Genomic DNA, 14,158 nt, shown 5'->3' with positions numbered 1-14,158 from the left:
CGGGGTGGTCAAGTCTGGCCGCCCGGCGGCCGACGTAGGACAGTTGATCCGACGTCCGTGTGGACGATTCGAGGAGGCCGGCCATGACCGATGCCGACGAGGTCCCGTTCGTACGCTCCGCCTTCCCCCCGATCGCCGACTACGCCTTCCTGTCGGACTGCGAGACGATGGCGCTGGTCGCGCCGTCCGGGAACGTCGAGTGGATGTGCTTGCCCCGGGTCGACTCACCGTCCGTGTTCGGGGCCCTGCTCGACCGCGACGCCGGGGGTTTCACCTTCGGGCCCGCCGACATGCGGGTGCCGAACGCCCGCCGATACCTGCCCGGCACGATGATCCTGGAGACGTCGTGGGGGACGCCGACGGGCTGGGTGATCATTCGCGACTGCCTGCTGATCGGGCCCTGGCATCACGAGGGCCGGCGTGCCGAGCGGTACCGGCGCGCGCCCAACGACTACGAGGCCGAGCACGTGCTGCTGCGCACCGTGCGCTGCGTGAACGGCGAGGTGCAGCTGTCGATGGACTGCTCCCCCGCGTTCGACTACGGCCGCGACCGGCCGCAGTGGCGCTACCTCGGCGACGACTACCACTCGGCGGCCGCGGAGACGGCGTCCACCGGGCCCACGGGCGCGAACGAGTTCACCGGGCGGCAGCCGGCGCTGCGCCTGACGTCCGACCTGAACATCGGGTTCGAGGGCCCGCGGGCGACCGCCCGCACGCTGGTGAAGGAGGGCGACCTGCGGTTCGTGGCGCTGTCCTGGGGCAACTCGCACGAGCCCCCCACCACCTACGAGGACGCGTACGCCCGCCAGGTCTGGACGGCCCACCACTGGCAGCACTGGCTGGCCCGCGGGCGGTTCCCCGACCACCCGTGGCGCGCCCACCTGGAGCGCAGCGCCCTGACCCTGAAGGGACTGACCTACGCCCCGACCGGGGCGCTGGTCGCCGCGGCCACCACGTCGCTGCCGGAAACGCCCGGCGGGGAACGGAACTGGGACTACCGCTACACCTGGATCCGGGACTCGACGCTGGCCCTGTGGGCGCTGAACACGCTCGGTTTCGACTGGGAGGCCAACGACTTCTTCAGCTTCATCACCGATCTCGCGTCCCGCTCGGACGAGCTGCAGATCATGTACGGGGTGGACGGCGAGAAGGACCTGTCCGAGTCGACGCTGGACCACCTGACGGGGTACAGCAGCGCCCGCCCGGTCCGCATCGGCAACGGCGCGTTCGACCAGAAGCAGCACGACGTGTGGGGCGCCATCCTCGATGCCGTCTACATCCACACCGCGAACCGGGACGGGCTGAACGACACCATCTGGCCGATCCTCTCCCGGTTCGTCGAGGAGGCGATCCAGCACTTCCCCGAACCCGACCGGGGCATCTGGGAGGTGCGCGGCGAACCGAAGCACTTCACCTCGTCGAAGGTGATGTGCTGGGCCGCCGCCGACCGCGGGGCCCGGCTGGCCCGCATCCGCGAGCAGTACGAACTGGCCGCCCGGTGGCAGGCCGCCGCCGACGAGATGCACGCCGACATCCTGGCTCACGGGCTCGACTCGCGCGGTGTGTTCACCCAGTACTACGGCAACGACGCCCTGGACGCCTCGAACCTGCTGATCCCGCTGCTCGGTTTCCTACCGGGTGACGACCCGCGAATCATCGCGACCGTCAAAGCGATTCAGGAGGAACTGACGCTGGACGGCCTCGTCCTGCGGTACAAGGTCGAGGAGACGGACGACGGACTCTCGGGTGAGGAGGGCACGTTCACCATCTGCTCGTTCTGGCTGGTGTCGGCGCTGGCCATCATCGGCGAGAAGGCCGACGCGCGGCGGCTGTGCGAGAAGCTGCTCTCGTTCGCGAGCCCGCTCGGGCTGTTCGCCGAGGAGATCGAGGCGGCCTCCGGGCGGCACCTCGGGAACTTCCCGCAGGCCTTCACGCACCTCGGGCTGATCAACGCGGTGCTGCACGTGATCAGCGCCGAGGGCGAGCTGGCCGACATCGCCGAGGCCGCCGAGCGACGGGCCGGCGAGACGGGTGGTCCACCGCGCTTGGACGCCTGACCGATCATGCTCATACTCCCGGAAGCCACCGCCAACCGGCTCGGGGAGCGGCATCCGCGGTGGCCAACGGGAGCATCAGCCGAAAGGATCTGCGCATGACGGGTGTCCGGGTCGAGCTGACCGCGTTCGACGTGCCCGACCTCGACGTCGCGACCGAGTTCTGGTGCGACCTGACCGGTTGGCGGGTCGTGCGCCAGGTGCCGGACTGGGTCACCATCGAGGCCGGCGACGGACAGCAGATCGCGCTGCAACTGGCCCCCGACCACGTGCCTCCGGTGTGGCCCGGGCAGGACTGGCCGCAGCAGGTGCACCTCGACCTCTACGTGGCCGACGAGTTCCACGCGGCCGAGCAGGCGGTGGCGCTGGGGGCCGAGAGGTTGCGCGACGCGGACGGATTCGTGGTCCTCGCCGACCCGGCCGGGCACCCGTTCTGCCTGGCGCGGGACGCCGGGCAGCCCGCCGGCGTCACCACGCTGGCCAACACCGTCTTCGACTGTCCCGACGCCGGCGCCCTGGCCGCCTTCTACGCCGGACTGCTGGACCTGCAGGTAATCGTCGACGAACCGGACTGGGTGAAGATCGAGGGCGACGGACACCGCCTCGCCTTCCAGCGCGTCGACGACTACGCACCCCCGCGCTGGCCCGACCCGGCCTTCCCGCAGCAGGGGCACCTCGACCTGCTGGTGGACGACCGCGACGCCGTGGGCGCGGTCGAACAGCGGGCGTTCGACCTGGGCGCGACCCGGCTGCCGGGCGCCGGCGACGGCTTCTACGTGTACGCCGACCCGGCCGGCCACCCGTTCTGCCTCACGTTCCCCTTCTAGTCGTCGATCATGCGCAAACGCATCATGCGTTTGCGCATGATCACGATGCCGATTCTGCGTTTGCGCATGATCAACGGGGAGGGAGGGGTCAGCGGGTGACGTAGTAGCGGGTGTAGTGCCAGTGGCCGCCGTAGGTCTCGTCCTCGACGGAACCGGCCAACCGCGCGCCGGTGCCCTCGATCGCCTCGCGTACGACGTCGGGGGGCAGCGCGCTCATCCGCATCGGCGCCGGGTAGCCGAGCAGCGTCTTCTGGGCCCAGCGCAACAGCGGCCACGGCGCGTGCCGGAACACGAAACCCTTCAGCGACGCCGTGGGCCGCGACGCGACCTGGAAGATCGCCACCCCGCCGGGGGCCAGCACGCGGGTGAACTCGCGCAGGTAGCCGCGCTGGAGCTCGGGCGGCATGTGCTGCAGCACCAGACTCGAGTAGACGACGTCGATCGACGCGTCCGGCACGACCGCAAGATCGGTCGCCTCGTTCAGCACGAACTCGATCCGGTCGGCGAAACCCCGGTCGGCGGCGAACTCGCGCGCCTTGGCCAGCATCGGCGGCGAGATGTCGACGCCCGTCACCCGGTCGACGTGCGCGGCCAGCGCCTGGGACAGCCGGCCGACGCCGCAGCCGAAGTCCAGCGCCGCACCGAGGTTCGGCGCCAGCCCCAGCGACGGCAGCTGCGCCAGCGCGCCGTCCACCTCGGCCCGCCCGAGCGCGAAGAACTTCTCGACGTCCCACTTCCCACCCTTGGTGCCCGGCGCCACGTACACCGCCCACAGCGGGTCGTCGGCCCCGAGCCGGGTCCAGTCCTCCTGCAGCTCGTCGAACTTGGTCACCCGATGAGACCTTCCACCTCGGAGGCGTCGTACCAGAGCAGGTCGCAGGCCTCGGCCTCGTCGAGCGCGAACGCCGCGTCCTCGTCGCCGAGGCGGGCCGCGGGCAGCGCCTCGACGGCCGCCTCGACCGTGGCGACCGCCGACTCCTCGTCGACGTGCACGCTGACGATCGCGTCGGCCCCCAGCGGCACCTGGACGACGACCGCCGACCGGGACGGCGCGTCGTAGGCGGGCGCACCGACCGCGGCGTCCGGGACGTCGACCGCCACCACGACCCGCCGGCGGGGCGCGTCGAAGTCGTACTCCAGCAGGTCGAGGGAGGCCCGGGCCGCGTCGAGCAGGACGGCGTACTCCAGCTCCTCGAGGTCGCCCTCGGTGTACCACTCGCGCACCCCGGGGGTCACAGCGTGCGCCGAAACCGGTTCTGCGACGCCGTTCTTCGACCAGTCGGCGAGCCCGGGCAGGGTCATCGGCACGTACACCCGCATCAGCCGGCCACCTCGTCTTCCACCGCTTCGTCGATCGCGTCGACCACTGCGGCGACGGGGTCGGCGGGCGAACCGGTCAGCGCCGCCGACACCGTCTGCTCGGCCGACAGCAGCACGTCACGCCGCGGCCGGGAGGCCATCAGGTTGAACCCAATCAGCGCCAGCTCCGCCGGGCCCGGGCCGACGACGGTCACGGCGGTCCCGGCCTCGTGCACGGCCCGGGCCTCGCTCAACGCGCGCTTCGTGATCGCGATCCGGATCCGCCGCTCCGTGCGGACCTTCCAGTCCGGCGGCACGTCGTACGTGGTGGAGACCATCGGCGCGAACACGAAGAGGCGGTCCAGCCGGGGCTCCTCGGCCAGCACCAGGTCGGCGTTCGTGGACGACCAGGCGCCGCCGTCGACGTAGCGCCGGTCGCCGATGCTGACCGGCGCGAAGAACGTGGGAATCGCGCACGAGGCCAGCACCGCCTCCGACAGCCCGGCCGGCGGCGCCCCCGCGGCCCCGAACGCGACCCGGTCGCCGGTGCCGTAATCGAGGGCCACGACCCGGACCCCCCGGTGCGAGGGCCACTGCCCGGCCGGCATCGCCGTCTCGATCAGCTCACGGACGCCGCGCATCGGCGCCGTACCCGCCGGGGCCAACCCGGTCAGCACGGCGACCCGCGGCACGTCCCGCAGGTGCCCGCGGTGCGTCCGCACCATGTTCCGCAGCATCGTCGGGCTGCCCGGCCGCAACCGGCGCCGCGCGACCGGCCCACTGACCAGGGCCGCCCCCGGGCCACCCGGCAGCGCGCCCTGCGACGGGGCCAGTTGCCTCGCCCGCTGCTCGGACACCGACACCCCGGCGCTCAGCATCGCGGCCACGATCGACCCCGCCGACGTCCCGACCAGCAGTTCCGCCTGCCGCGCGTCCACGCCGTAGGCCCGCTCGAACGCGCTCAGCGCGCCGACCAGCCAGGCCGCCCCCAGCACCCCGCCGCCGCCCAGCACGAGCCCCCAGCGTTCACCGTCCAGACCGGAACCGGACGGCCCGGCGAGCTGGGCCTCGGGACCCAGGCGGACGACGTCCGCCGCCCCTTCGCCCGTGGCCCGGGCCGCCGCCCGCATCGCCCAGGCCTCGCCCCTGACCATGCCGTTCCCTCTCCTAGACCGTTTCATCGGACCGCTTCATCCAGCCACCGGCCCGACGGCGGCCCGCAGTTCCGCGAGCGCGTCCCGGATGCAGCTGCCGACCACGTCGAGGTCGGGCAGCGCCTCCCGGTCGGCGTTCAGGCCGTAGAACACGCGACCCGCGTAGGAGGTCAGGCCGATGCTCAACGACTGGCCGTCGGCCAGCGGAATCACAGGATAGGTGGAGAGCAGCTCGCAGCCGTCCGCGTAGAGCGCGTGCTGCGGGCCCGGCACGTTGGTGACCACGAGGTGGAACATCCGGCGCGACAGCCCGGCCGCCACCCGCGCGCCCAACGAGTGGAGCGTGGGCGGCGCGAAACCCGCCATCCCGGCGATCGCCGCGGCGTCCACCGCGCGACCGGCGTCCCGGTGCGCGCGGGTCTGGTAGGCGACCTGGTGCAACCGCATCACCGGGCTGGCCTCACCGGTCGGCAGGTCGATCAGGAACGACGTGACCCGGTTACCCACCTCGGGCGCCGCCGGACGGGAGAGGTCGCCACCGGGCGGGCCGACGTCGTCCCGGACGCTCATCGGCACGAGCGTGCGCACGACCGAGCCGGTACCCACCGGTTCGGCCCGGGTCAGCAGCCAGGCCCGCAGCGCGCCGGCCAGCACCGACAGGATCACGTCGTTCACCGTGACCGCGTGCGGGCGCAGGCCCGCAGCGGGCGCCTCCAGCATCGCTGCCCGGATCACGCGGTAGTCCTCGAGGTCGGTGTCGACCATCGCGAACCGCCGGTGCGGCGTCGTCCCCGTGGTCAGCGGGCTGGCCGGGGCGACCCCGGACAGCCGCCGGGCGAACCCGGCCACGCGGCCGGCCGTGCGCAGGGTGCCCATCCCCACGTCCCGCAGATTGGAGACGTTGTGACGGACGACGTCCAGCACCTCCCCCGGCCGGCTCACCGAGTCCGCCACGGCGTCGAGCACCAGCTGCACGCCGTTCGGGCTGCGTCGCGGTGCCCACGGCAGCTCGGCGACGGGTTCGACGTCGGGCACGCTGTCGAGCACGACCTGGCCGATGTCGACGGTGCTCTCGCCGTCCACCAGCGCCTGGTGAACCTTGCTGACCAGCGCGAACCGGCCGTCCGACAACCCCTCGACGACGTACACCTCCCACAGCGGGCGGCGCCGGTCGAGGGGGCGCGACTGCAGGCGGGCGACGAGGTCGGCGAGCTGCTCGTCGTCCCCGGGTCGCGGCAGCGCCGAACGGCGCACGTGGTAGCTGAGGTCGAACTGGTCGTCGTCGACCCAGACCGGGTTCGCGAGCCGGCCGGGGACCTGCTTCACCCGCTGCCGGTAGCGCGGCACGTAGACGATGCGCGACCCGATGTGCCGCATCAGCCGCTCGACGTCGAGGCCGCCGTCGGGGGTGCGGAAGACCATGACCGTACCGACGTGCATCGCCGTCGTGGGCTGCTCCAGGTACAGGAACGAGACGTCGGCGGTGGACAACCGATCGCCACTGGACGGCGGGTTCGACTCGGGCACCCGAACCTCCTCTTCGACCGGCGTGCGGCTATGGTGCCACGCGGGTAGCGGGATACGCGTCGGCGTCTGGGAGTGGCACCTTGATCAGCAAGCGTGGGGTTCTGTCCGGGATGCTCGCGATCGGGTCCGCGCTCGCGCTGACCGCCTGCTCGGGCGGTTCCAGCGGGACGACGTCCGTCACCTCGACGCCCTCGCCCGTCGCCACGGTCTCGGCGGCGGCGTCCGAGACCCCCGCGACGTCGGCCCCCGACGGCCCCGAGATCTCGGTGACGGTGAAGGGCCGCAAGGTCACGCCCTCCCCGGGGCGGGTGGAGGTCCCGAAGGGCGGGGTCCTGACGCTGAACATCACCGTCGACCACGACGACGAAGTGCACCTGCACGGCCCCGACGCCGAGCTCGAGGTGAAGGCCGGTGTGCCGGGGAGCGTCATGGCCGAGTACGACACCGCCGGGGTCTACGAGGTCGAACTGCACCACCCGTCGCTGCTGCTGTTCCAGGTCGTCGTGCGCTGACGCACCAGGTCGCGCAGGGACGCACCGTGCATCGAACCGACGCACCGAGTGTGACGCCCATGCGCCAAAACAGGCCGAGAATCGCCTCGAGGTGCGCATGAACATCGCACTCGGCGCGCGGCGCCAATTGGCGTTCAGAGCAAAGCGCTCAGACCACGGTCAGCCGAGCAGCGAGGCCGGCCCGAGGACGTTGCTGTTGTGCATCAGCCCGGGCTGGGCGCTGTTCACCCGAGCGGTCGGTCGAACAGGATCTCCAGCTCGGTGAGCGTCTTCTCGTAGCTCTCGTGCAGGACGCCGACCATCCCGACGGCGACCGCGCCGACGATGTTGCGCTGCGCGTCGTCGACGAAGACGCAGGCACCGGGCGGCAGGTCGAGCAGCTGCGCGGTGTGCAGGTAGATGTCGGCGTCGGGCTTGCGCATGCCGACCCGACCCGAGATGACGACGGCGTCGAACGCGCCGACCCAGGCGTGCTCGGGGTAGTGCTCGCCCCACGAGTTGGACAGCAGCGCCGTGCGCAGGCCGGCCCCGCGGGCCCGCCGGATCAGGTTGACCATGTCGTCGCGGGTGTCGGCGAGACCGGCCAGCATGCGGGTGAGCAGGCCGTCGGCGGGTACGTCGGCCCCTTTGGCCCGCAGCGCCTCGGAGAGGACCCGCTCGAACTCCCCGGTCGCCAGCTCACCACGTTCGAGCGCGTGCACGGGCGTGTTCAGGCGGGCGATGCCGGCGACCACCTCCGCCTCGTCGAGCTGGTCGCCCGACCCTCCGGAGATGGCCGGGCCCGCCCCGGCGCTGCCGACCCAGTCGGTCATCACCTCGCGGAACAGGCCGAAGTCGATGCCCTCGACGCGCGCCCACTCCGTCATCGCGTCGTCGAGCGGCGCGGTCAGCACACCGCCCCAGTCGACGATCAGACCGCGCAGTGCGTTCGGGGAGTCAGCCACAGCCCGGATCGTATGACCTCGACCGTCACGCCCTACCGCCGACCGCCCCGGCCCCACCGGTCGCGCCGGGGCTCGGGCAGCGCACCGGGCACGCCGGCCAGCTCGCAGTAGCGCACGGCCAACTCCTCGAGCCGGCGGCTGGAGGCGGCCTCGGGTGCGTGCTCGACGATCGAGCGACCGGCGAGCATCGCGGCGTCGTAGAGCTCACGCTCGTCCGGCAGGAGGAGGGCGTCGCGCACTCCGGCGTACCGGTCGAGGGCCCCGCTGACCAGGGCCGCGCCCGGACGACCGACCGCGGCCTCACGAACTCGCGTCATGACCACCTGCACTCCGACGCCGGGTGGCACCGCTTCGGCGAGTTCGGGCAGCCCGGCGAGCAGTCGTTGGATGCCGACCGGTTCCCCGGCCCCCACCGCGACGACGAAGTCGGCGGTTCCCAGTGCCGACAGCGTCGCCCCGTGCCGCCGGGGCGCCGCGACGTCGAACATCAGCTCCTCGTCGGTCTCCAGGCCGAACCCGGCGTCGATCACCACCCAGCGGGCCAGTTCGCGGCCCCGCTCCCAGACCTCGTCGAGCGCGCCGGGGCGCAGCTCGGGCCAGCGTCGCGACTGCGGCAGCCCGGTCAGCACCCGCAGGCCGGGGACGGCGAGCGGGGCCAGCTCGGCCAGCTTCGCCGTGCTCAGCGCGCCGTGGTTGGCGGCCCGAGCGGCCGCCGCGACGCCCGCGGACTCGTCGAGCAGGCCGAGGGTCTGGGCGATGCTCGCGCCGTGGGTGTCGGCGTCGACCAGGAGAGTGGGCGCGCGGGCGGCGAGGTGCGCGGCGAGGGTGACGGCGACCGTCGTCCGGCCCGGGGCGCCGACCGGCCCCCACACGGCGATCACCTGGCCGCGTTCCTGACCGGCCCCCGACTCGGCCCCGGCCGGGACGGCGGCCCGCACCCCGCCGGGCACCCCGCCGTGCGCCTCGCCCGGCGCGGGGCGCAGGGGCAGGGCGTCGGCCGGGTCACCGATCAGCAGCCCGCCGGCTCCGGTGCGGGCGCCCTGGGCGTCACGGCGGGCGACGACCTCGCGCACCGCCGCCTCGACCGTGCGGGCCAGCCGGTCGGCCGGGGCATCGGCCGACAGGACCGCGTCGACGCCGAGCCGGTGGAGCCGTTCGGCCGCCTCCTGCCCGTCGCCGGCGAGCGCGACGACCGCGACCCCGCAGTGCTGCAACCGACCCACGGCCTCGCGGTCGAGGTGACCGAGGTCGCCCGACAGCACCGCCGCCTCGCCCAGCCCGGCGGCCGCGGCCGACAGGACGTCGGCCAGGTCGGCGCAGCGGCGCACCACCCGGACCTTCGTACCGGGCCCGCCCAGCGCCGCGACCAGCGGCGCCTCGCGTTGCCCGGTGATGGCGGTCAGGACGGGGAGGCTCACGGCCGGGCCCTCACGGCGCGCTCCCGGGGACCGGCAGCACCGCGACGTTCTGGCCTCCGGCCAAGGCGGCCAGGACGACGGTCAGCTGGTTCTCGGGGACGAGCACCTGGACGGCGGCCGCCCGGCCCGCGGCCAACCCCTCACCACCGGCGGCGGTGACGTGAAAGACCTCGACGGCGGCGGCGATTCGGCGGGGGCCTGGCCGAGGCTGATCCACCTGGCCCGTCGACTCCTGACCCGTCGACTCCTGGCCCGTCGGCGCGGCCACCTGCGCGCCCGTGGCCGCACCCGTCGGCGACGCCCACAGGTCGACCCGGCCGCCGGGCGCGACCCCGGCCGGCACCCCGTCGTCCAACGGCACGGTGACGGGACGCACGGCGAGCGACGCCGCCGACCCCACGGCCGCGACCGGGACCAGCTCCCCCGCCCCGATCGTCCGTTGCACGACCAGCCCGCCCGGCAACGCGCGGTCGGCGAGCAGGTACCGGGACTGCCCGCCCACCAGGCGGAAACGCGCGACGCTCACGGCGTCGGCGGTGAGCGCCGTACCGGCCGGGAGGGTGGTGCGCGCGACGTAGACGGCCGTCGTGCGGTCGGCGCCGGTCACGACCTGGACCCCGACGACGACCGAGACCAGCACCAGCAGCAGACCGGCCAGCAGGCGCGGGTCGCGCCACGACGGCCGCCGCAGCCGGCGCGCCGGTTCGGCCGACAGCCCGGCGGGACCGCCAGTCGCTGACCGAGCCCCCGTCATCACGCTCACGTCGGAAATCCTGGCAGAGATCCGGGGCATTCGGCGCGAACTGGATGATCTGTGGAAAACCATCCCGTCCCGCCCTGTGGACGACGGCGGGGGCCGGTGGGGCGCGCGTGCCAGACTGGCGCAGTCGGGTTTTCGAGACCGGGAGGGTCGAGTGGCGCAGCGGTTCCTGCAACTCGCCGACGTGGCCGAGGAGTTGAACATCTCGCCGCGTCAGGCCCTCACGCTGCTCCAGAACGGCGAGATCCGCGGCATCCAGGTCGGGCCGAAGCGCATCTGGCGGGTCGAGGCCGCCGAGCTCGAGGCCTACATCCAGCGGATGTACGTCGAGACCGAGGCGCGCATGGCCGAGCGGGTCGCCCAGCCCGAAGAGCACTAGTCGTCGATCATGCGCAAACGCATGATCGACGACAGAGCGGCAGCTCAGGCGTGCACGGCGACCCAGACGACCGCAGCCAACGGCACCGTACGCACCTGCACCACCTGATCGGCCCGGCGGAAGGTCCCGGACGGGTGCTCGGCGACGTCGAGATGGTCGGCGCCGACCCGGTCGATGGTCCCGACCACCTCCCCGTGACCGCCGGCGCCCACCAGCCGCATCGACACCTCGACCCGGTCGCGGGCCAGCCGACGCAGCACGCTTCCGATGGCCAGCCGGCGGGCCAACGGCCCGGATCCCGCGGACGCCGGGCGGGCCAGGCCGCGCAACCCGACCACCGCCGCGAGCGGCACCAGCAACTCGACCTGGGCGCGCCGCAGCAGCACCCAGTCCTTGCCGAGCTCGATCAGCTCCGCGTCGAACGTCGCCGCCTCGCGCAGCCACCAGCCGACCCGCCCCCCGAGCTGGGCGCGTAACCGGTCGACCAGCGACACCCCCGCGTACTCGGCGCGGATCAGCTCGGCCAGTTCCCCGTCGGCCTCCGCTCGTTGCTCCGCCTCGAAACGGGCCTCGAGGTCGTCGAACAGCCGGTCCCAGCGCACGCAGGCCACCGTAGCGGCCCGAATTGCCGGTTTTCCACAGATCGATCTCCCCCTCTGGACGCCATCCATCGCCATCCGGAACTATGTAGCGACATCAAACGACATGAAACGACATGATCGGGGATCGACGATGCCGCAGGAGCGACGGGTGGACCGCAGGGGCGCCGCACTGACCGCATTGGCCGCCCTGGCGCTGACCGCGGGGGTCGTGCAGGGCGGCCGGCTGGCGGCGACCGGCGCGTCACGGCCGGTGGCGGCCACGGCGGATCAGCTGGCGGGGGCGGTCGCCGCGGCGGCGATCGCGCTGATCTGCGCCTGGCTGCTGCTGGGGCTCGCGCTGAGCGCGGCCTCCGCCCTGCTCGAAAGGGCCGGGCGCTCGGACGACGGGGGCCGGCTCGAGCGCCTGACCGCGACGGTCGCCCCGGTCACCCTGCGGCACGGGGTGGCCGCCCTCCTCGGGCTCACGGTGGCGATGTCGGCCGTCGGCGGCGGGGCCGCCTCCGCGGGCACCGGATCGAGCGGCGCCTCGACGCCCGTCCTCACCCGGGTCGTCGCGGCACCGGACCTCGATCCGGGCTGGCCGGTCCCGTCGACCTCGGCTCCCCGGACGGCTCAGCCGGTGGCCGACGCATCGCCGGGTTGGGTCCCGACCGCTCCGGCCGCGACACCCCGGCCGACCTCGCCGACCTCGCCGACCTCGCCGACCTCGCCGACCTCGCCGACCTCGCCGACCTCGTCAACCCCGAGCACCGGGCCCGGCGTGGGGATCGGGATCGCCCCCCGGGGCCCGGTCGACGCCGACCCCGACCCGGGCGCCGAACCGAGAAGTCCTGTCCCGCAGGCGGTCCCGGACGAGATCGTGGTCCGGCGCGGGGACACCCTCTGGTCGCTGGCCGCACGACACCTCGGCCGTGACGCCAGCGACGCCCAGATCGCCCTGGAGTGGCCGACCTGGTTCGAGACCAACCGCACCGTGATCGGCCCCGACCCCGACCGCCTGCTGCCCGGCATGCGGCTGCGCATCCCCGACGGAGGTTCGCGATGAGTGTCGCACCCGAGCTCGTTCCCGAAACCGCCCAGCAGTCCACCGGTTCCGGCCCGCACCTACGCCCCATCCCGAGTCGCGAGCCCCAGGCCGCCTCCCGGGTGGCCCTGGACCGACCCTACGCACTGCGGGCCGCTCCGCCCGCGCCCGTGCTGCCCGGGCTGGAACTGCGGGCCGCGCGGAACGGACTGCACGTCGTCCCGCCGCAGCCCGGCCCGGCCGACCTCGAAGACGACTGCGACAGCGACGATCTCGACCTGGCTGCCGTCTTCCCCGATCCGGGCCGGTGGTCGGTCCAGTTCCTGATCACGGCGCTGGAGGTCGCCCACGGCAGTCGGCCCGCGAGCCAGCTGGTCCGGTGGGTGACCCCGTCGATCCAGGAGATGCTGCAGCGCCGGGGCGCCCTGGCGGTGCGGCTGCGACCGGCCCCCGCCGGCGTCGTCCGGAGCCGGTTGCGGGTCCGGGCGGTACGGGCCTGCCGACTCGCGCCCGACCTCAGCGAGGTGGCGGCCGTCGTCCAGGACGGCGACCGGGTGCGCGCGGTGGCGATGCGCCTGGAGGGTCTGGGCTACCGGTGGCGGGTCACGGCCCTCCAGATCGGCTGAACCGACCGGTCGTGGTCGGAAAGAGCTAGTGGCCGTACATCTCCCAGGCCCGGAGGTTGCCGATCGTGTCGAAGAGGTACCCGCCGTCGCCCATGTACTTCGGAGCGCCGGTGATGTTCTCGAACGCCGGGGTGGTCTGGCCCCAGTAGAAGTGCTGGTTGCCGTTCGTCGAACGCTTGGCCAGGCCCTTGCCCACGTGCACGAAGACCTTCTGCCCCGGGCGGATCGAGGCGCCCTTGGGGAAGTGGAAGAAGTCGCGCAGGGAGGAGTCGCGCACCCACCAGCCGCTCAGCGACGCGGTCGTCGTCCCCGTGTTGGTGACGCGGAAGTACTCGCCGTTGAGGTGCTTGGCGTCGTCGCCGGGGGCGTCCCAGTTCACGTGCATGGCCAGCTGGGCGTGGGGCGACGGGCGGTTTCCGGGGCAGGAGTCGGGGTTCCAGATGCCGAGGTTCTGCGCGGCCGCCGCGCGGGCGGCGACCCGGTACTCCTTGTTGTGGGTGTACTCGACGCCGTTGAAGAACGGCAGTGTCATGCCGTCGGTGAGCATCGTGATCGCGACGTCCTGCCAGTCGCCGAGGGCGTCCTTGGTCGAGACCATCCGCAGCTCGCGGTTCCGGCTGCTGGACGACGAGTCCTTGGCCGAGAGCATCACGCGGGCCCCGTCGGTGCGCCGGTGCCGGTAGTCGTTGCGCTCCCCACCGAGGATCTCCCGCAGCCGGGCGGTCGCCTCGAGGGCGTGGCACTCGCCGGTGGCCTGGGTGAGGTCGACCTTGTAGGTGTGCTGCTCCATCGCCTGGAGGCCGACGAACCGGATCCGGGTCCCGGTGCGGCCGGCGTCGGGCTTCACGTCGTCGATCTTCACGTCGATCGTGTCGCCGTCCGGCACGAAGGTGACCCGCCCGTACTCGGTCACCGCCTTCGTGCTGACCGGCGACGACGTGGCGACGGCGCCCGGCGCCAGGGCCAGAGCCGCTACCGACACGGCGGCCGCAGCCGAACCCCAGACCCGAACCCGCACCCCAGCAACCCCAT

At 73.3% G+C, this 14,158-nt stretch carries 15 protein-coding genes; 6 read left to right on the top strand and 9 right to left on the bottom strand.

Features of this window, described 5'->3' with window-relative positions; translation table 11 throughout:
* Positions 1–83: 83 nt before the first annotated feature.
* Together ACIB24_RS06350 and ACIB24_RS06345 are read left to right on the top strand one after the other, a co-directional pair.
* Positions 84–2,057 (top strand): glycoside hydrolase family 15 protein, encoded by a 1,974-nt coding sequence (locus tag ACIB24_RS06350; protein ID WP_398276904.1) that lies wholly within the window; start codon positions 84–86, stop codon positions 2,055–2,057.
* Between the two features lie 95 nt (positions 2,058–2,152).
* Entirely contained in the window at positions 2,153–2,881 is a 729-nt protein-coding gene (locus ACIB24_RS06345) for a VOC family protein (protein ID WP_398276901.1), read from the top strand.
* An 88-nt stretch (positions 2,882–2,969) separates the two neighbouring features.
* Here ACIB24_RS06345 and ACIB24_RS06340 read toward each other — a convergent pair whose 3' ends face one another.
* From ACIB24_RS06340 to ACIB24_RS06325, 4 genes are read right to left on the bottom strand one after another with little or no spacing between them, the layout of a single operon-like run.
* Positions 2,970–3,713 carry a class I SAM-dependent methyltransferase gene (locus ACIB24_RS06340; protein WP_398276898.1) on the bottom strand — a complete coding sequence of 248 codons (744 nt, stop codon included), beginning with the start codon at positions 3,711–3,713 and terminating at the stop codon, positions 2,970–2,972.
* Entirely contained in the window at positions 3,710–4,201 is a 492-nt protein-coding gene (locus ACIB24_RS06335; protein WP_398276895.1) for a DUF6912 family protein, read from the bottom strand. The genes ACIB24_RS06340 and ACIB24_RS06335 overlap by 4 nt, the downstream gene beginning before the upstream one ends.
* Entirely contained in the window at positions 4,201–5,334 is a 1,134-nt protein-coding gene (locus ACIB24_RS06330) for a patatin-like phospholipase family protein (protein ID WP_398276892.1), read from the bottom strand. The genes ACIB24_RS06335 and ACIB24_RS06330 overlap by 1 nt, the downstream gene beginning before the upstream one ends.
* A gap of 36 nt (positions 5,335–5,370) precedes the next feature.
* Positions 5,371–6,861, bottom strand: coding sequence for a wax ester/triacylglycerol synthase family O-acyltransferase (locus tag ACIB24_RS06325; protein ID WP_398276889.1), 1,491 nt, complete (start codon positions 6,859–6,861; stop codon positions 5,371–5,373).
* Positions 6,862–6,941: 80 nt separating this feature from the next.
* On the opposite strand from ACIB24_RS06325, the gene ACIB24_RS06320 reads away from it, so the two are divergent.
* Positions 6,942–7,373 (top strand): hypothetical protein, encoded by a 432-nt coding sequence (locus tag ACIB24_RS06320; protein WP_398276886.1) that lies wholly within the window; start codon positions 6,942–6,944, stop codon positions 7,371–7,373.
* A gap of 224 nt (positions 7,374–7,597) precedes the next feature.
* Here the strand turns inward: ACIB24_RS06320 and ACIB24_RS06315 are convergent, their stop codons facing one another.
* Genes ACIB24_RS06315 through ACIB24_RS06305 form a run of 3 tightly spaced genes read right to left on the bottom strand, consistent with a single transcriptional unit; the run spans position 7,598 to position 10,489 of the window.
* The gene (locus tag ACIB24_RS06315; RefSeq protein WP_398276883.1) at positions 7,598–8,317 is read right to left on the bottom strand and encodes an HAD family hydrolase; all 720 of its coding nucleotides are present in this window, start codon (positions 8,315–8,317) and stop codon (positions 7,598–7,600) included.
* A gap of 32 nt (positions 8,318–8,349) precedes the next feature.
* On the bottom strand, positions 8,350–9,735 hold the full coding sequence (locus tag ACIB24_RS06310) for a CpaE family protein (RefSeq protein ID WP_398276880.1): 1,386 nt from the start codon (positions 9,733–9,735) through the stop codon (positions 8,350–8,352).
* A 10-nt stretch (positions 9,736–9,745) separates the two neighbouring features.
* Positions 9,746–10,489: an SAF domain-containing protein gene (locus ACIB24_RS06305; RefSeq protein WP_398278734.1), complete on the bottom strand. Its 744-nt coding sequence runs from the start codon at positions 10,487–10,489 to the stop codon at positions 9,746–9,748.
* Positions 10,490–10,649: 160 nt separating this feature from the next.
* Here ACIB24_RS06305 and ACIB24_RS06300 point away from each other — a divergent pair, with 160 nt between their 5' ends.
* Entirely contained in the window at positions 10,650–10,874 is a 225-nt protein-coding gene (locus ACIB24_RS06300; RefSeq protein WP_398276877.1) for a helix-turn-helix domain-containing protein, read from the top strand.
* Between the two features lie 44 nt (positions 10,875–10,918).
* Here the strand turns inward: ACIB24_RS06300 and ACIB24_RS06295 are convergent, their stop codons facing one another.
* A complete protein-coding gene (locus ACIB24_RS06295) occupies positions 10,919–11,476 on the bottom strand; it encodes a hypothetical protein (RefSeq protein WP_398276874.1) in 558 nt (185 codons plus the stop codon).
* 148 nt (positions 11,477–11,624) lie between these two features.
* Between ACIB24_RS06295 and ACIB24_RS06290 the strand changes: the two genes are divergently transcribed.
* Together ACIB24_RS06290 and ACIB24_RS06285 are read left to right on the top strand one after the other, a co-directional pair.
* Positions 11,625–12,521: a LysM peptidoglycan-binding domain-containing protein gene (locus ACIB24_RS06290; protein ID WP_398276871.1), complete on the top strand. Its 897-nt coding sequence runs from the start codon at positions 11,625–11,627 to the stop codon at positions 12,519–12,521.
* Positions 12,518–13,126 carry an Rv3235 family protein gene (locus ACIB24_RS06285; protein ID WP_398276868.1) on the top strand — a complete coding sequence of 203 codons (609 nt, stop codon included), beginning with the start codon at positions 12,518–12,520 and terminating at the stop codon, positions 13,124–13,126. Before ACIB24_RS06290 ends, ACIB24_RS06285 begins: the two co-directional genes overlap by 4 nt.
* 25 nt (positions 13,127–13,151) lie before the next feature.
* Here the strand turns inward: ACIB24_RS06285 and ACIB24_RS06280 are convergent, their stop codons facing one another.
* Entirely contained in the window at positions 13,152–14,144 is a 993-nt protein-coding gene (locus tag ACIB24_RS06280; RefSeq protein ID WP_398276865.1) for a lamin tail domain-containing protein, read from the bottom strand.
* Positions 14,145–14,158 lie beyond the last annotated feature (14 nt).

This window comes from Spongisporangium articulatum, from assembly GCF_044465595.1.
Lineage (GTDB): Bacteria > Actinomycetota > Actinomycetes > Actinomycetales > Kineosporiaceae > Spongisporangium > Spongisporangium articulatum.
This window is presented reverse-complemented; position numbering and strand designations above follow the sequence as displayed.